The sequence below is a fragment of the Kitasatospora sp. NPDC043949 genome (assembly GCF_056435365.1).
In genome coordinates this window covers 1-16,985 of sequence record NZ_JBWKEQ010000066.1, presented here as the reverse complement: position 1 = coordinate 16,985, position 16,985 = coordinate 1, and the positions used below count along the sequence as shown (strand labels likewise).

Here is a 16,985-nt window from a genome sequence, read left to right as displayed (position 1 = left end):
GCCTGCCCTGGTGTTCACGGTGGGTGCGGCGCACTCTGGAGGAGTAACCGATGGAGGTGATCCGCCATGCAGACTCTGGTCGGTTGGCACATCGAGATGGAGTTCCGCGAGGACGGCCCGCGCACGACCGCCGCGGCCATGCTGCGGCTGCGCGACGGCAGGGAACTACGGGCCCACGGCTACAGCAGCCGCCACCCCTCGGACCCGGAACAGCTGCGGGTCGGCGAGGAGATCGCGGGGGCCAGAGCCCTCAACGACCTGGCCTCGCAGCTGCTCACCAAGGCCCACGGCGAGATCCAGGAGGTCAGCCCGGTCCCGACCCACCCGTTGACGTGAGCGCCCCGCACCCGGACGGCGGCCACGCCGGCGGCCGGGAGCACCGTCCGCGCATCCCGCTGATCTGCCCGCGCTGCGGGCACGAACAGCAGGTCGTGCCCGGCGGCCCCGACCGGGCGGTCAGGGTCGTGCACGTGGCGACGGGCCGGGAGGCGTGCGAACCCGGGGACCTGGCGAAGGCGCCGGACGACGGGCCCTGAGAAGTGGCCCCCGGCAGCGCGAACGCTTCACCACGCGAACGGCGCCGGGGGCGGGGTCGGTCCGTGCCCCGGTCCCGCCCCCGGCGCCATCAGGCGGCCCGACGGGGTCAGTTGACGCAGTACGTCGTCGGCAGCTGCCACTCGGGCCCGACCAGCCGCTGCTCCAGCTCGTTGAGCGTGATCCGGATGCCGACTGTCCCGGCCAGCCCGACCCGAAACCGGCTGCGGGCCAGCGCGATCAGCGCCGTCAGGCCGTACTTGTTGATCAGCGAGGTGCGGTAGCGGGCGGTGTCGTCCGGGTCGCAGAGCCGTGCGCGGGCCGGCACCGGCCGCCCGGTCGGGCGCCCGTGGGAGTCGCACGGGCCGACCAGCACCCGGGGGTGGCGCCGGATCCGTTCGGCCTCGCCGGAGTGGGCCGGGGTCCAGACGCCGAGCGCCGTGCCGTCGGGCACCACCCAGATCTGCGAGTCCTGGCGGGTGCCGTCCTCGCCGAAGGTGGTGAGCAGGAGGTATCTGTTGTCGGCGAGCTGGTCGGATCGGTCGTGCATCTGTCCTCCCTCTGGCGTGGGGACCGGGGTCGTGGGTCAGTGCCCGTGGCCCTCGGTGATCTCGCGGTACTCCTCGGCGGTGGGCTTGGCGATCCGGGCGTGTTCGCCGTGGAATCCGCGGGACAGCCGGGCGCGGGTGCGGGTGAGCACGTCCGCGCTCCGGGCGACTCCATTCTCGTCGACGGGGGCCGGCAGTTCGAGGGGGCGGGGCTGCTCGTGTGCGGTGAGCCGGTGCAGTTCGGCGGGCGCGAGCCCGGCGTGCACCTCGGTGAACTCGCCGTGCGGCAGGCGCTTGACGACGCCGGTCTCGCGTCCGTGCAGCACCTTGTCGCGGTCGCGGCGCTGGAGGCCGAGGCACCAGCGCTTGGTGATGACGAAGACGGCCACCGGGACGGCGGAGAAGCCGATCCGCACCGCGTAGGTGATGGTGTCGAGCGACAGGTGCAGATGGGTGGCGATGAGGTCGTTGCCGCCGCCGGCCAGCATCGCCAGGTAGAGGCTGATCCAGGCGGCGCCGAGCGCGGTGCGGACGGGCGCGTTGCGCGGCCGGTCCAGCAGGTGGTGTTCACGCTTGTCGTCGGTCACCCAGCTCTCGATGAACGGGTGGACCGCGATCGCGCCGAGGATCACCGGGAACAGCGTGAACGGGATCAGCACGCCGAGGTTGAGGGTGTGCCCCCAGAGCCCGACCTCCCAGCCGGGCATCACCCGGATCAGGCCCTCGGCGAAGCCCATGTACCAGTCGGGCTGGGCGTCGGTGGAGACCTGGTCGGGGCGGTACGGGCCGTACGCCCAGATCGGGTTGATGGTGGCGACGGCGGACATCAGCGCGACGATGCCGAAGACCAGGAAGAAGAACCCGCCGGCCTTGGCCAGGTAGACCGGCATCAGCGGCATGCCGACGACGTTCTTCTCGGTCCTCCCGGGCCCGGCCCACTGGGTGTGCTTGTGGTGGAAGACCAGGATCAGGTGCGCCACCAGCAGGCCGAGCATGATGCCGGGCACGAGCAGCACGTGGACGGTGAAGAACCGCGGGATGATGTCGTGCCCGGGGAACTCGCCGCCGAACAGGAACATCTGGAGGTAGGTGCCGACCAGCGGGATGGCCAGCAGCACGCCCTCGATGAACCGGATGCCGGTGCCGGAGAGCAGGTCGTCCGGGAGCGAGTAGCCGAAGAAGCCGTCCAGCATGCCGAGGAAGAGCAGCAGGAAGCCGAAGACCCAGTTGACCTCGCGCGGCTTGCGGAACGCGCCGGTGAAGAAGACCCGCATCATGTGCACGAACATGGCCGCGACGAAGACCACGGCGGCCCAGTGGTGGATCTGCCGGATCAGCAGCCCGCCGCGGACCTCGAAGCTGATGTCCACCGTCGAGGCGTAGGCCTGCGACATGGGCACGCCCTTGAGCGGCACGTACGAGCCGTCGTAGATCACCTCGCCCATGGAGGGCTTGAAGAACAGGGTCAGCCAGACGCCGGTCAGGATGATGATCAGGAAGGTGTACAGGCAGATCTCGCCCAGCATGAAGGACCAGTGGTCCGGGAAGATCTTGCGCAGGTTGGCCCTGGCCAGGGTGTGGATCCCCAGCCGGCCGTCCGCCCAGTCGACGGCCCGCCGCCCCCGTCCTGGGTTCTGATTCCGGGTCATGTGCACGCACCTCGGTCGGAAGGAAGTGGGGATAGTTCCCCGCTTCTCGCTGGGGCCACCATAATCGGGGAGCGGTCCCCACTTCTACCCGGGGTCGCTGTGATCCAGACCCCGAATGGCCTACCCCGGAACCGTCGACCCCGGAACCGTCGACCCGGAAACAGCGAGCGGCCCGCCCGGAGCCCCAGGAAGGGGACACCGGACGGGCCGCGTACGCACCCGAGCAACCCGCAGGCGTCAGTGCACCAGCACCGGCACCTCGTCGTTCTTCGCCGCACCGGCACCCGACGCCGACGCCGCGTCCGGGCGACCGGCGTTCACGAGGGTGAAGGCGATCGCGGAGGCCGCCACCAGGATCCCGAAGGACACCCAGATCGCGGTCGTGAAGCCGTGCACCATGCCCTGGAACTGCAGGGTCTGGGCGGCGGCCGGCGACGCGGCCGCCGCGGCGGTCGCGTGCGAGGCCAGCCAACTGGTGGTGGCACTGGCCGCGATGGTGTTCAGCAGCGCGGTGCCGATGGCGCCGCCGACCTGCTGCGAGGTGTTGACCATCGCCGAGGCGACGCCCGCGTCGCGCGGCTGGACGCCGTGCGTGGCCAGGCTCATCGCCGGCATGAACGCGGTGCCCATGCCGAGGCCCATCAGGACCAGGCCGGGCAGGATCAGCATCGGGTAGGAGGTGTCCAGGCCGATGTTGCTCAGCAGCAGCATGCCGATCGAGGCGACCAGGAAGCCGGGGGCCATCAGGAACCGCGCCGGGACGCGGGTCATCAGCCGGGCGCCGATCTGGGTCGAGCCGGTGATCATGCCCGCCACCATCGGCAGGAACGCGACGCCGGTCAGCACCGGGCTGTAGCCGCGCACGAGCTGCAGGTAGTAGGTCAGGAACAGGAACAGGCCGAACATGCCGATCACGGCCAGGCCGAGCGACAGGTACACCCCGCCGCGGTTGCGGTCCAGCACCACGCGCAGCGGCAGCAGCGGGGCCTTGACCCGGCGCTCCACCAGGACGAACGCGGTCAGCAGCACGGCGGCCGCGACGAACAGCGCCAGCGTGCTGGCAGCCGTCCAGCCGCTGGACTCGGCGCGGGTGAAGCCGTACACCAGCGAGACCAGGCCGGTGGTCACCAGCAGCACGCCGGGGACGTCCAGCCGGTTGCGGTTGCGGCCCTCGGCGGGCTCGCGGATCACCAGGACGGCGCCCGCGGCGGCGACGATGGCGAACGGGACGTTGACGAAGAAGGTCCAGCGCCAGTTCATGTACTCGGTCAGCAGGCCGCCGAGGATCAGGCCGATCGCGCCACCGCCACCGGCGATCGCGCCGTAGATGCCGAAGGCCTTGGCGCGCTCCTTGGCCTCGGTGAAGGTCACCGCCAGCAGCGACAGCGCGGCCGGGGCGAGCAGTGCGCCGAACACGCCCTGGAGGGCGCGGGCGCCGAGCAGCATCGCGGTGTTGGCCGCGGCGCCGCCGAGCGCGGAGGCGAGGGCGAAGCCGGCCAGGCCGACCACGAAGGTCCGCTTGCGGCCCCAGAGGTCCGCGATCCGGCCGCCGAACAGCAGCAGGCCGCCGAAGGCCAGCGCGTAGGCGGTGATCACCCACTGGCGGTTGCCGTCGGAGATGCCCAGGTCCCGCTGGGCGGACGGAAGGGCGATGTTCACGATGGTGGCGTCCAGGACGACCATCAGCTGGGCGAGGCCGATGAATATCAGCGCCTTCCAGCGCCGGGGATCGGGCAGCGTCGCCGGTCGGGCGTCGGTTTCAGGCATGGGGGTACTCACTTCACGGTGCGTGGCGTGCGACAAGGGTCGACCGCCGTACGGGGACGGCTGGTCGCCGTACGGGGCGTCGGTGCGGGGCGTGCGGGGATCGGCTCCTGGCGGGCCGGTGGTCGGCCTGGTCCGGAGGGCGGGTCGGTCGGTCGGGGTACCGCTGGTGGGTCAGTGGTGGGGTTGGAAGTCCTCGAAGGTTGCGGCCCGGCCGGGCAGCACCGAACGGGCCGGCGTGCGCAGCCCGTCCAGGAACAGCTGCAGGTGCCGGTGGACGAAGTCGTCGAGCAGTTGGCAGGACGTCCCCGGCAGCGGCCGGGTCAGCTGGCTGATCGCGATGAACAGGTCACCGTGGTCGACGTCCGCCCGCAGTTCACCCGCCGCCCGGGCGCGCTCCATCAGACCGCCCACGGCGGCCGTCAGACGCTCGCGGGCCTCGGTGAGGTCCGGGTCGAACGGGTCGACATGGCTGGTGAACATCGGGCAGAGCGCGCCGAGCTTCTCCGCGACGGTCGCGTGCGCGAACCGCTGCAGGGCGTCGAACGGGACGCCGTCAGGGGCGTCCGCCTCGACCGTCGCCGTCTCGGCGAGGGCCAGGATACGGCTCTTGACGAGCAGTGCCACCTCGCGGACCAGCGCCGAGCGGTCCGGGAAGTTCCGGTACAGCGTGGCGTTGCCGACCCCGGCCCGCTTCGCGATCTCGTCCAGCGGCACGTCCGCGCCGTGCTCGACGAAGGCGTCGCGAGCCGCCAGGACGATCCGCTCCCGGTTGCGGGTCGCGTCAGCGCGCAGCTTGGGCGCACGGACGGTCTCCACGGGTCGGACCGGCTCGGTGGCGGCGGTGGTCACGGCGACTGCTCCTTCAGGATACCGGGGAAGTTCTCCCCGCTTCTGTCTACGAAAGACCAAACGGGGATTCCTTCCCCGGAAATTTCGCCTTTCCATGTGACCTGGGTCACATTTACCCGCTCTGGTGTGACCGGGAGGGCCGGGCGGTGGGCGCTATCGTCGGAATCCAGATGGCCCGTGACCACTTGCCGGTGTGTTCGTTGCCCCACAGGGTGCCCAGGCGAAGGAGGAAAGCCCGTGACCGCGATCTCCGACCGCCCGCAGATGCTGCCCGAGGAGTTCGAGGAGTTCGCTCGTCTTCTGGCTCGAACTGCCGAACGCATCCGGCCGGAGCTCATCAACGGGAAGCTGGGGGTCAAGCCCGTGCCAGGCGGCGACCACGGCCGCATGATTCAGTGGCTGCTGCGGATCTGCATTCAGGCTCGGCCTGAGCTCTATCTGCACGATCAGGGGCTGAAGATCCAGGGCTACCGTGGCAGTTTTGCCCGCCCGGACGGCACGTTGGCGCACGCAGACGCCTTCGTCGGCACGGCGGAGTGGGCCGAGACCAGCGACGTGCTGATGGTCGCCGAGGTCACCTCCTACGACTCCGATACCAATCAGCGGGACCGTGTCGAGAAGCCTCGGGCCTATGCGGAGGCCGGCATCCCCGTCTACCTGTTGATCGACCGCGACTCCGCCGAGGTCACCGTCTACAGCCAGCCCGACGGCGTCCGTTACGAGACCGCGCAGATCCTCCCGTTCGGCAAGACCGTCCACCTCCCCGAGCCGGTGGGGATCTCGCTGGACACCGAGCCGCTCAAGAACTGGGTGTGCTGATCCCGGCCATGCCTCCCGGAACGCGCTACGCCCTTCGGCCTAGGCTGTGGGCGTCCCGGGCGGCCGGTGGGCCGTGGGAGTCGGGAGGGGCCCGGCGGCCGGGTGGCGAGGAGGTCCGCGATGGGCAGCGGTGAGACCGCCGAGGTGCGCTGCGTGGCGGCCGTTCCGTGCTGGGTGAGCCTGACGGCCCGGGATCTGGAGGGGGCGAAGGCGTTCTACGGGCCGCTGCTCGGCTGGGAGTTCGAGCCGGGGCCGGACCGTTTCGGCCCGTACCTGCACGCGGTGACCGGCGGGGAGGCGGTGGCCGGGCTGGGGGTCGCGGGCAGCGACTGGGCGATGCCGGTGGCGTGGACCAGCTACTTCGGTACGGAGAGCGCGGACGAGGCCGCCGACGCGGTGCGCGAGCGCGGCGCGACCCTGGCGGTGGGCCCGCTGGCCTTCGACGCCGGGCGGGTGGCCTTCGCGGCGGACCCGGCCGGGGCGGTGTTCGGCATCTGGGAGGGCCCGCTGGGCCGGGCCCGGCGGCTGGACCTGCCGGGCGCACCGGTCTGGATCGAGCTGCGCACGCCGGACCCGTTCGCGGCGGCCCTGTTCTACGGGCAGGTGTTCCGCTGGGACGGCCGTGACCCGGAGCGGTTCGACGTCCGCTGGGAGCACGACCGGGTGGTGCTGCGGGCGGAGGGCCACAGCGTGGCCGCGCTGGCGCGGGAGCAGGCGGGCGGTGCGGCGGGGCTGCCGCCGCACTGGGAGGTGTCCTTCGCCGTCCCGGACGCGGACCGGGCGCTGGCCCGGGCCGTGGAGCTGGGCGGTTCGGCGGTGGGAGCCGCCTTCGACTCCCCGTACGGGCGGGTGGCCCGGTTGCAGGACCGGGAGGGCGGCCGCTTCGCGGTGATCAGCCCGAAGAACTGAGGCTCACGGCTCGGCGGTGCCTGCCTCGGCGGTGCCTGCCTCGGCGGGCCCGGTGGCCTCGGCGTCTTCGGCGTCTTCGGCGGTTTCCGCGCGTTCGGCCCGCAGCCGGTCGCCGAGCGCGGCTCGGGTGGTGGCCGGCAGGGCCTTGCGGGCGGCCGGGAAGAGCTGCTTCTCCTCGACGGCGAGGTGGCGCCGCAGGGTGTCGGCGAGGCCGCGCAGCAGGGTGTCGAAGGCCGGGTCGGCCGGGCCGAGCCCCTGGAGGTCGGAGAGGTACTGCCCGATCGCCAGGTGCTCGTGGATGCTGCCGAACACCAGCGCCCCGCCGTCCGGCACGTCGTGCTGCACGAGCGGGAAGAGGTGTTCCTCCTCGGCCGCGCAGTGGGTGAACAGCAGGTCGGTCAGCCGGGCCAGCAGGTCGGTGCGCTCGGCGGCGCCGGTGGGTGCCTGCTCGATCCGGTCGAGCAGCTCGGTGACCGCCCGGTGGTCGGCGGTGAACTCGCCGAGGATGTCCGGCCTGCGGCTCATGGCGTGCCCGCCTCTCGCACGGATCGCGGCCCCCGCTCCTTCCAGTATCCGGCGTCCGGCACCACGCCGGTCGCCGCAGGTCAGGGCCGGTCGCGCCGCCCGGTGAGGGCGAGCAGGCGGGTCTGCGGACCGGCGTCGTCGGGGACGGGCAGGGGCGGGTCGAACAGGCCGCTCCCGGAGAGGTCCCCGTAGCCGGCGAACTCGCCGAGGGCGAAGTCGACGAGTTCTGCCGGGAGCCGGGTGTGCCGTCCGATGGCTTCGGCGAGGTCCCAGCTGTGGATGACCAGGTCGGTGGTGAGCTGGTCCAGGTAGTACTGCCCGGAGACGTCCCCGAAGGAGAGGTGGACGGTGAGTTCGGTGGCGCCGGGGACGGCGAAGGCGTCCCGGGCGGCGTCGGCGGCTTCCGTCCAGGTGGTGACCGGGTCGTCGCCGAGGACGTCGCCGTCGAAGCGGCCGCCGACCTCGGAGATGGTGGCGCCCATCAGCAGTTCGGGGATCCACAGCTGTTCGCCGGTGAGGTGGTTGACGAGCTCGCGGACGGACCAGCCGGCGCACGGGGTGGGGGCGTCCCACTGGCGGGGGGTGATCAGCCGGACGCGTTCGCCGAAGGCGGCGAGGGCCTCGGGGTAGGGCGTGCCGGGTTTCGCGGTCCGCCGGTGCTGCCTGCGTTGAGCCATGTCTCCACCCTGCCCCGGGCGGGGTCCGGCCCGCGAGTTGTCCACGATGCGTCAGTTGTTCAAATTCGAACTCCAAGGTACGGTCGAGGAGTGGCCGGTTCAAATTTGAACAACAGTCGCGGGGCGACCCGCCCGGCCGCGCCACCACACCCCTACGACCGATCCCGATCGATGGAGACGCGCATGCCGAGCAGCAGCCCGAGCACGACCGCCCCCACCACCACCGTCCTCCCGGGCCGGGTGACCCCCGACTCCGCGACGACCTCCCCGCACGCCTACGACGCCGGACTCCTGCTCCTGCGCCTGGCCCTCGGCCTGACCATGGCCGCGCACGGCAGCCAGAAGCTGTTCGGCTGGTTCGGCGGCGGCGGGATCGACGGCACCGGTCAGTTCTTCACCATGAGCGGCTACCCGGCGGGCAACGCCATGGCCGTGGTCGCGGGCCTCACCGAGACGCTCGGCGGACTCGCCCTCGCCGTCGGCCTGCTGACCCCGCTGGCGGGCGCCGCGATCGTCGGCACGATGGTCAACGCGATCGCCGTCACCTGGGGCGGCGGCTTCTTCGCCCCGAAGGGCAGCGAGTACGAGCTGCTCCTCACGGCGGGTGCCGCCGCGCTCGCCCTGACCGGCCCGGGCCGCTACGCCGTGGACCGCTTCCTGCCGGTGCTGCGCGCGCACCGGCTGGCGTACGGCGCGGCGGCGGTTCTGGTCGGCCTGGTGACGGCCGGCGTGATCCTGCTGCTGCGGAAGTAGTCGAGCGGGGCGTCAACCCCCAAACGCAGGGGCCGTGGTGGCGATTCGCCATCACGGCCCCTGCGTCGTTCCCCCGCCAATCGCTCACATGAGCGGGGCTATCCAACGTCATGTGATGTGTGCCATGGTACATGTCACACTCCCCACCGTGTGCACGACGGAGCCGCCCACGAGGCGCCGTCGCCAACGGTCCTCACCACCCCACCGGCCGCACCCCCAATGCGGCCGACGACGGCCCGGAGGCCCCCACGTGAGTTCCGCGCGTCTGCTGCGACTCCCACAGCTGGCAAGGCTGTTAGTACTCGCCCTGACCATGTTCCTGACGATCGGCCTGTTCGCCCCGCAGAGCAAGGCCGCCCCCGCCGCCGCCCCCGGCGGCGGCGCGTCCGCCCCCACCACCCCCGCCGGACCGGCGCCGCAGCCCGCCGCCGGCGCCCCCGAACGCGGCCACACCGACCGGCAGTTCGCCTCTGCCGACCAGCGAGCCCCGCTCCCGCTCGACACTCGGCCGGCCGAGGCCCGGCCGACCGCCAAGGCCTTCGCCCTCGGCGCGGCGGCCGCACAGCCCTGCAATGTCGGCGACTTCACCGGCCGGACGGGCGGCGACCTGGTCCAGCACATCAAGGCCGCCGACATCCAGTGCATCAACGGGCTCTTCCAGCTCACCGGCGCGGACGCGAGGGGCGCGTTCCGTGAGGAGCAGATGACCACCGTGGCGTACGCGCTGCGCGACGCGTCCGGCAGCTACCCGGGCGACAACTCGACCTCCGTCGAGCAACTGGTGCTGTACCTGCGCGCCGGGTACTTCGCGCAGTGGTACCACAAGGACGACGTCGGCACCTACGGCACCGCCCTCCAGACGGCGATCCGCTCCGGGCTGGACGCCTTCTTCGGCGGCGCGCACGTGCGGGACGTCGCCGCGGGCAACGCGCCCATCCTGGGCGAGGCCGTCACCCTGATCGACAGCGCGCAGGAGAACATCCGCTACCTCCCGGTGGTCAAGCAGCTGCTGAACGACTACAACAGCGCCACCTGGAACCCGGCCGGCATGGCCTGGGCGGTGAACCCGGTCTTCACGGTGCTGTTCCGCGGCCACCAGGTGACCGGCTTCGACGCGGCGGTCGAGGCCGACCCGAGCGTGCTGGACGCGCTGTCCGGCTTCGCGACCCGCAACAACGACCAGCTCGGTGGCGACTTCGGCGTGCTGGTCTACAACGCGGCCAAGGAGCTGACCCGCTTCCTGAAGGACACGGCGCTCCAGCCCAAGGTCCGTCCGCTCGCCAAGTCGCTGGTCGCGCAGTCCGCGCCGAACGGTCGCACCGTCTACCAGTGGGCCGCGGTCGCGGACGGGGTCGGCTACTACGACGCCGCCAACTGCGCCTACTACGGCACCTGCAACGCCTCCGACCAGCTCAAGGCGGGCGTGCTGACGGTCAACTACACCTGCAGCCCGAGCATCAAGCTGATCGCCCAGGCGCTGGACAACACCCAGCTGGGCACCGCCTGCACCAGCCTCACCGGCCAGGACGCGTACTTCCACTCGGTGGTGCGCGACAACGGTCCGGTCAAGGACGACAGCAACACCACGATCGAGGTCGTGGTCTTCCACTCCTCCTTGGACTACCAGGTGCTGGCCGCGGCCATCTACGGCATCGACACCAACAACGGCGGCATGTACCTGGAGGGCGACCCGGCCAAGGCCGGCAACCAGCCGCGCTTCCTCTGCTACGAGGCCGAGTGGGCCCGCCCGTCGTTCGAGATCTGGAACCTCAACCACGAGTACACCCACTACCTCGACGGCCGGTTCGACATGTACGGCGACTTCAACGCCGGCATGACCACCCCGACCGTCTGGTGGGTCGAGGGCTTCGCCGAGTACATCTCGTACTCGTACCGCAAGGTGACCAACGACGCCGCCATCGCGGCGGCCGCCCAGCACACCTACAAGCTGAGCGACCTCTTCGACACCGCCTACGGTGACCAGGACCGGGTCTACCGCTGGGGCTACCTCGCCGTCCGCTACATGCTGGAGCAGCACCGCGGCGACCTGGACTCCGTCCTCGCCAAGTACCGCGCGGGCGACTGGGCCGGCGCCCGCACCCTGCTCAAGACCACCATCGGCACCCGCTACGACGCCGGCTTCGACAGCTGGCTGACGGCGTGCGCCAACGGCGCCTGCGCCTCCGGCGGTGGCACGCCCACCCAGCCGCAGCTGCCGGAGTGCGCCGGCACCGACATCCGCAAGCTGGACGCCAACTGCGCCCGCAGCAACATCGCGGCGACCACCGGCAACTACGCGCACTTCTACCTCCTGGTGCCGGCCGGCACCAAGCAGGTGAAGGTCACCACCAGCGGCGGCACCGGCAACGGCGACCTCTACTACAACCCGGCCTCCTGGGCGTACACCGACGCCAGCACGGCGCACTCGGCGGGGCCGGACAACTCCGAGACCCTGACGATCACCAACCCGCCGGCCGGCTACGTCTACTTCAGCCTCTACGCCCAGCAGGGCTTCAGCGGGGTGAGCGTCACGAGCGAACTCTGACCGGACGCTCGTCGAGCGACCGAACACGGACAGGTGACCGCCCCGGCGGAGCGCTTCGGCGCCCCGCCGGGGCGGGTCCGTTCCCGTCGGCGGCCAGGTGTACTGACCACGGAGGTCGGTGACAGGGCCTATTCGCCGATCCGGACCAGCGCCAGGGTGATGTTGTCCGGCCCGCCGGCCGCGATCGCCGCCTTCCAGAGCTCGAACGCGGCCCTCCCGTCGGCGCGGTCGGAGCCGTCGTGCGGCCGGGCGAGCAGCGCGGCCAGCTCCTCCTCCGGCACCGGGTCGGTCAGGCCGTCGCTGCACACCAGGTAGCGGTCGCCGGCGGCCAGCGGTGCGGCGCGCACGTGCGGCTCGACGAAGGTCAGTCCGAGCGAGCCGCCCAGGGTCTGGGTGACCACCGAGGTGGTGCGCCGGCCGGGCGGCAGCGGCGGGCTGTCGTCCACGCTCACCCGGCGCAGCCCGTCCGGGGTGACCTGGTAGACCCGGCTGTCGCCCACGTTGAAGGCCACCGCCCGGTCGGGCAGCAGTACCAGGCCGGCCACCGTGGTGCCCATCGCGGCCAGCTCGGGTTCGCCGGCGGCGGCCGCGTACACCGCCCGGTTGCACTCCTGGAGTTCCTCCCGGACGGCCTCCTCGCCGTCCAGTCCGGTGCCGTCGGCGGCCAGCCGGCGGGCCACCAGGGCGCTGGCGACCTCGCCGCCGGGGTGGCCGCCCAGGCCGTCCGCCACGGCGACCACGCAGGGCGGGCCGAGCGGGAACAGCAGGGTCTGCGGGTTGCCGGTCACGGTGGCGCAGAGTGTCCACGGCCCGACCGTGAGGCTGTCCTCGTTGTGCTGCCGCACCAGGCCCTCGTGGCTCAGCGCGCTCACCGCGATGTACGTCGCCATCGGTTCGCCGCCCTTCCGGAGCTCCCCCCTCAATTGTGGGCGGGAATAACGATCCGCACCCGGGTGCTAAGGTGATTGAAAGTTTAACGATCCGCCCCGAGAGCCCCGTGCGCCCCGAGCGCCCGGGCGAGGGGCCGACCTGGAGTGTGGTGAGCAGCATGCAGTTCGGAATCTTCACCGTCGGCGACGTCACCCCCGACCCGACCACCGGCCGCACCCCGAGCGAGCACGAGCGGATCAAGGCCATGGTGGCCATCGCGCGCAAGGCCGAGGAGGTCGGCCTCGACGTCTTCGCGACCGGCGAGCACCACAACCCGCCGTTCGTCCCGTCCTCGCCGACGACCATGCTCGGCTACATCGCCGCGCAGACCGACCGCATCATCCTCTCCACCTCGACCACGCTGATCACCACCAACGACCCGGTGAAGATCGCCGAGGACTTCGCGATGCTCCAGCACCTCGCCGACGGCCGGGTGGACCTCATGATGGGCCGCGGCAACACCGGCCCGGTCTACCCGTGGTTCGGCAAGGACATCCGCCAGGGCATCCCGCTCGCGATCGAGAACTACGCGCTGCTGCACCAGCTGTGGCGCGAGGAGGTGGTGGACTGGCAGGGCCGCTTCCGCACCCCGCTGCAGTCCTTCACCTCCACCCCGCGCCCGCTGGACGGCGTCGCGCCGTTCGTCTGGCACGGCTCGATCCGCAGCCCGGAGATCGCCGAACAGGCCGCCTACTACGGGGACGGCTTCTTCGCGAACAACATCTTCTGGCCCAAGGAGCACTTCCAGAAGCTGATCGCCCTCTACCGCGAGCGCTACGCCCACTACGGCCACGGCACGCCCGAGCAGGCGTACGTCGGCCTCGGCGGGCAGGTGTTCATGCGGCGCAACTCGCAGGACGCGGTGCGGGAGTTCCGCCCGTACTTCGACAACGCGCCGGTGTACGGGCACGGGCCCTCGCTGGAGGAGTTCACCGAGCAGACCCCGCTGACCGTGGGCAGCCCGCAGGAGGTCATCGAGAAGACGCTGGCCTTCCGCGAGTCCTTCGGCGACTACCAGCGCCAGCTGTTCCTGATGGACCACGCCGGCCTGCCGCTGAAGACCGTGCTGGAGCAGCTGGACCTGCTCGGCGAGGAGGTCGTACCGGTGCTGCGCGAGGAGTTCGCCAGGAACCGCCCGGCCGCGGTGCCGGACGGGCCGACGCACGCCGCGCGGGTCGCGGCCCGCGACGAGGAGTCCGCCGACGGGAAGTCCGTCGACGGGGAGATCGTGGAGGTGGCCAAGTGAGCGCGTACCGGCTGGTGGTGGTGAGCGCCGGGCTGAGCAAGCCGTCCTCGACCCGGCTGCTGGCCCACCGCCTCTCCAAATCGACGATCCGTCAACTGTCCGATGACGGACGGCAGGTGGACGTCACGGTGGTCGAACTGCGCGACCTGGCCACGGAGATCGCCCACCACTTCGTCACCGGCTTCCCCGGCGCGGCGCTGCGCGGGGCGATCGACGCGGTGACCGGGGCGGACGCGGTGATCGCGGTGACACCGATCTTCACCGCCTCCTACAGCGGCCTGTTCAAGTCCTTCTTCGACCTGGTCGACCACGACGCGCTCACCGGCAAGCCGGTGCTGATCGCCGCCACCGGCGGCACGCCCCGGCACTCGCTCGCCCTGGAGCACGCCGTCCGGCCACTGTTCAGCTACCTGCGCGCGGTGGTGGTGCCGACCGCCGTCTACGCGGCCACCGACGACTGGGGCGCGGCGGGGGACGGGCTCACCGACGGCCTCCCGGGCCGGATCGACCGCGCGGCGGGCGAACTGGCGGCACTGCTGGCCGGCCGCGGCCCGGCGGCGCCGGCGCTGCCCGAACAGGTGGTGCCGTTCGCCGAGCAGCTGGCGGCCCTGCGGGTCTGACAGCCGGGGTGGAAGGGGCGGGCGCGTGACGGCGCGTCCGCCCCTTCCGCGTGCCCACCGGCCGCGGGCGCCCCCGAACGGCCTCGGCGGACGGCGCGTCCGGGAGGGCCGTTCGGGGGAGTGCCGCCCGCGCCGAATGGTCCGCTATGGGGTGTAATCGTACGCATGATCAGATGTCCGTTGGTCCGTCACGCCGCTGGTCCGTCACACCGTCGGCCCGCCCGGTCGGCGGCAGCCGCGGCACGCTGACCACCGGCCATGAGCGGGACGCCGCCCGGCCTCCCGCGCCACCGTGGAGGAACCCTCGCCATGCAGGCCGAACCGCAAGCCGTGCTCTCCCCGCTGACCAGCGCGGCGGTCTTCCTGGTCCTCACCGTCGAGCCCGGCGGCGAGGACGCCGTCCGCGACCTGCTGCCCGACCTCGCCGGGCTGCGCCGCGCGGTCGGCTTCCGGGTCCCCGAGGGGGGCCTCACCTGCGTCACCGGCGTCGGCTCGGACGCCTGGGACCGGCTCTTCGACGGCCCCAGGCCGGCCGGCCTGCACCCCTTCCGGGAGGTGGCCGGCACCCGTCACCGGGCCCCGGCCACCCCCGGTGACCTGCTGCTGCACCTGCGGGCCGCCCGGATGGACCTCTGCTTCGAGCTGGCCGGCCAGCTCACCGGCCGGCTGGCCGGGGCGGCCACCGTGGTGGACTCCGTCCAGGGCTTCAAGTACTTCGACGACCGGGACCTGCTCGGCTTCGTCGACGGCACCGAGAACCCCGAGGGCCGGGCCGCCGAGACCGCCGCCGTGGTCGGCGCCGAGGACCCGGACTTCACCGGCGGCAGCTACGTCATCGTCCAGAAGTACCTGCACGACCTGGACGCGTGGAACGCGCTGAGCGTCGAGGACCAGGAGCGGGCGGTCGGCCGCACCAAGCTCACCGACATCGAGCTCGACGACGCCGTCAAACCGGCCGACTCGCACGTCGCGCTCAGCACCGTGACCGGGCCGGACGGCGAGGAACGGAAGATCGTCCGCTACAACATGGCCTTCGGCTCGTTCGACCGCGGCGGCGAGTTCGGCACCTACTTCATCGGCTACGCGCGCGATCCCGAGGTGACCGAGGAGATGCTGCGCAACATGTTCGTGGGCCGCCCGCCCGGCACCACCGACCGGCTGCTCGACTTCTCCACCGCCGCCACCGGCTCGCTGTTCTTCGTCCCGACCGCCGACTTCCTCGACGCCCCGCCGCCCGCGCCATCGGCGCCCCCGGTGCGGTCGGCGCCGCCCGCGCCGCCCGCTCCACCCGCGCCGAGTACTCCCCCCGCGACCGGCTCACTCGGCATCGGCAGCCTGCGCGGCACGCCCTGAACCGGACCTCCCGACAAGGACCCGCACCATGAACAACCTGCACCGCGACCTCGCCCCCGTCTCCGCCGCAGCCTGGGCGGAGATCGAGGAGGAGGCCCGCCAGACCTTCAAGCTCCACATCGCCGGCCGCCGCGTGGTCGACCTGAACGGCCCCGACGGCTCCACCCTCGCCGCCGTCGGCACCGGCCACCTGACCGGCATCGAACCGCCCGCCGACGGCGTCCAGGCCCACGCCCGCGCCGCCCAGCCGGTGGTCGAGCTGCGCGTCCCCTTCACCGTCCGCCGCGAGGCCGTCGACGACGTCGAGCGCGGCTCCCGCGACTCCGACTGGCAGCCGGTGAAGGACGCCGCCCGCACCATCGCCCTCGCCGAGGACCGCGCCGTCTTCGAGGGCTACCGCGCCGCCGCCATCGAGGGCATCCGAGCCGGCTCCACCAACCCGCCGGTCCAGCTCCCCGAGGACGTCCGCGAGTACCCCGAGGCGGTCAGCCGCGCCCTCACCGCGCTGCGCCTGGCCGGCGTCGGCGGCCCCTACTCGCTCCTGCTCGGCGCGGACACCTTCACCGCCGTCAACGAGACCAGCGACCACGGCTACCCCGTCCACAACCACCTCGCCCGCCTCCTCGACGGGGACATCATCTGGGCCCCCGCCATCGAGGGCGCGCTCCTCCTGTCCACCCGGGGCGGCGACTTCGAACTCTTCCTCGGCCAGGACGTCTCCGTCGGCTACCTCTCCCACGACGCCGACACCGTGCGGCTCTACCTCCAGGAGTCCCTCACCTTCCGCGTCTACACGGGAGAGGCCGCCGTGGTGCTGGCCGCCTGAGGGCGTCCTGAGGCCCAGCACACACCGGGAAGGGTACTGAGTTCCTTTACCAGGGGTACTGAGTGCCGTATCCTCTTCACGGAGCCTCCGACACCAGTCGAAGAGCGCCGACACGGTATGCCGGTCCAGGTGGCGCCCACGGCGCGCAGGGCGCGGCCGGGCCGGGATTGGCACTCAGTACCCTCGGCATGACGTGAGGCCATCGACCAGCGCGACCGTGACAGGAGAACCACTCATGAGCTTGAGGATCGTCGTCTGTGTGAAGTACGTGCCGGACGCGACGGGTGACCGTCGGTTCGCGGACGACCACACCACCGACCGGGAGGGTGTGGACGGCCTCCTGTCGGAGCTCGACGAGTACGGCGTGGAGCAGGCGCTGCGGATCGCGGCGGCGAACGAGGGCGCCGAGGTGACGGTGCTGACGGTCGGGCCGGA

At 72.1% G+C, this 16,985-nt stretch carries 17 protein-coding genes and 1 pseudogene; 11 read left to right on the top strand and 7 right to left on the bottom strand.

Translation table 11 applies throughout. From position 1 onward, the window contains the following. Positions 1 to 66 precede the first annotated feature (66 nt). Complete coding sequence (locus AC07AL_RS34320; RefSeq protein ID WP_063346968.1) at positions 67 to 336, top strand: DUF1876 domain-containing protein; 270 nt, start codon at positions 67 to 69, stop codon at positions 334 to 336. Next, positions 333 to 536 carry a hypothetical protein gene (locus AC07AL_RS34315; protein WP_363585639.1) on the top strand — a complete coding sequence of 68 codons (204 nt, stop codon included), beginning with the start codon at positions 333 to 335 and terminating at the stop codon, positions 534 to 536. The genes AC07AL_RS34320 and AC07AL_RS34315 overlap by 4 nt, the downstream gene beginning before the upstream one ends. Before the next feature lie 107 nt (positions 537 to 643). Here AC07AL_RS34315 and AC07AL_RS34310 read toward each other — a convergent pair whose 3' ends face one another. The 4 genes from AC07AL_RS34310 to AC07AL_RS34295 form a co-directional block, all read right to left on the bottom strand. After that, a complete protein-coding gene (locus AC07AL_RS34310; protein WP_363585638.1) occupies positions 644 to 1,084 on the bottom strand; it encodes a PPOX class F420-dependent oxidoreductase in 441 nt (146 codons plus the stop codon). A gap of 36 nt (positions 1,085 to 1,120) precedes the next feature. Continuing rightward, a complete protein-coding gene (qcrB, locus tag AC07AL_RS34305; protein WP_478319306.1) occupies positions 1,121 to 2,731 on the bottom strand; it encodes a cytochrome bc1 complex cytochrome b subunit in 1,611 nt (536 codons plus the stop codon). Positions 2,732 to 2,968: 237 nt separating this feature from the next. Continuing rightward, positions 2,969 to 4,498 (bottom strand): MFS transporter, encoded by a 1,530-nt coding sequence (locus AC07AL_RS34300; RefSeq protein ID WP_400989506.1) that lies wholly within the window; start codon positions 4,496 to 4,498, stop codon positions 2,969 to 2,971. A 171-nt stretch (positions 4,499 to 4,669) separates the two neighbouring features. Continuing rightward, the gene (locus AC07AL_RS34295) at positions 4,670 to 5,347 is read right to left on the bottom strand and encodes a TetR/AcrR family transcriptional regulator (protein ID WP_363585635.1); all 678 of its coding nucleotides are present in this window, start codon (positions 5,345 to 5,347) and stop codon (positions 4,670 to 4,672) included. Between the two features lie 237 nt (positions 5,348 to 5,584). Here AC07AL_RS34295 and AC07AL_RS34290 point away from each other — a divergent pair, with 237 nt between their 5' ends. Both AC07AL_RS34290 and AC07AL_RS34285 read left to right on the top strand, forming a co-directional pair. Continuing rightward, the gene (locus tag AC07AL_RS34290; protein WP_363585634.1) at positions 5,585 to 6,166 is read left to right on the top strand and encodes a Uma2 family endonuclease; all 582 of its coding nucleotides are present in this window, start codon (positions 5,585 to 5,587) and stop codon (positions 6,164 to 6,166) included. A 120-nt stretch (positions 6,167 to 6,286) separates the two neighbouring features. Beyond that, positions 6,287 to 7,075 (top strand): VOC family protein, encoded by a 789-nt coding sequence (locus AC07AL_RS34285; protein WP_363585633.1) that lies wholly within the window; start codon positions 6,287 to 6,289, stop codon positions 7,073 to 7,075. A 3-nt stretch (positions 7,076 to 7,078) separates the two neighbouring features. On the opposite strand, the gene AC07AL_RS34280 is transcribed toward AC07AL_RS34285, so the two are convergent. Both AC07AL_RS34280 and AC07AL_RS34275 read right to left on the bottom strand, forming a co-directional pair. Further along, on the bottom strand, positions 7,079 to 7,600 hold the full coding sequence (locus AC07AL_RS34280) for a hemerythrin domain-containing protein (protein ID WP_363631380.1): 522 nt from the start codon (positions 7,598 to 7,600) through the stop codon (positions 7,079 to 7,081). A gap of 80 nt (positions 7,601 to 7,680) precedes the next feature. Further along, entirely contained in the window at positions 7,681 to 8,277 is a 597-nt protein-coding gene (locus tag AC07AL_RS34275) for a TIGR03086 family metal-binding protein (RefSeq protein WP_363585631.1), read from the bottom strand. Between the two features lie 183 nt (positions 8,278 to 8,460). Between AC07AL_RS34275 and AC07AL_RS34270 the strand changes: the two genes are divergently transcribed. Both AC07AL_RS34270 and AC07AL_RS34265 read left to right on the top strand, forming a co-directional pair. Next, complete coding sequence (locus tag AC07AL_RS34270) at positions 8,461 to 9,030, top strand: DoxX family protein (protein WP_363585630.1); 570 nt, start codon at positions 8,461 to 8,463, stop codon at positions 9,028 to 9,030. Positions 9,031 to 9,280: 250 nt separating this feature from the next. Continuing rightward, the gene (locus AC07AL_RS34265) at positions 9,281 to 11,575 is read left to right on the top strand and encodes a M9 family metallopeptidase (RefSeq protein WP_478319305.1); all 2,295 of its coding nucleotides are present in this window, start codon (positions 9,281 to 9,283) and stop codon (positions 11,573 to 11,575) included. 128 nt (positions 11,576 to 11,703) lie between these two features. On the opposite strand, the gene AC07AL_RS34260 is transcribed toward AC07AL_RS34265, so the two are convergent. Then, positions 11,704 to 12,465, bottom strand: a complete 762-nt coding sequence (locus AC07AL_RS34260) for a PP2C family protein-serine/threonine phosphatase (protein ID WP_363585628.1) — start codon at positions 12,463 to 12,465, stop codon at positions 11,704 to 11,706. Between the two features lie 158 nt (positions 12,466 to 12,623). Between AC07AL_RS34260 and AC07AL_RS34255 the strand changes: the two genes are divergently transcribed. The 5 genes and pseudogenes from AC07AL_RS34255 to AC07AL_RS34235 all read left to right on the top strand — a co-directional run. Next, entirely contained in the window at positions 12,624 to 13,751 is a 1,128-nt protein-coding gene (locus tag AC07AL_RS34255) for an LLM class flavin-dependent oxidoreductase (RefSeq protein ID WP_400844807.1), read from the top strand. Further along, complete coding sequence (locus tag AC07AL_RS34250; RefSeq protein ID WP_478319304.1) at positions 13,748 to 14,371, top strand: FMN reductase; 624 nt, start codon at positions 13,748 to 13,750, stop codon at positions 14,369 to 14,371. Before AC07AL_RS34255 ends, AC07AL_RS34250 begins: the two co-directional genes overlap by 4 nt. A 309-nt stretch (positions 14,372 to 14,680) precedes the next feature. Then, entirely contained in the window at positions 14,681 to 15,724 is a 1,044-nt protein-coding gene (locus AC07AL_RS34245; protein ID WP_363585625.1) for a Dyp-type peroxidase, read from the top strand. Between the two features lie 28 nt (positions 15,725 to 15,752). Beyond that, complete coding sequence (locus AC07AL_RS34240; protein WP_350884446.1) at positions 15,753 to 16,550, top strand: family 1 encapsulin nanocompartment shell protein; 798 nt, start codon at positions 15,753 to 15,755, stop codon at positions 16,548 to 16,550. Between the two features lie 235 nt (positions 16,551 to 16,785). Then, positions 16,786 to 16,985 (top strand): annotated as a pseudogene (locus AC07AL_RS34235) (electron transfer flavoprotein subunit beta); the annotation flags it as partial.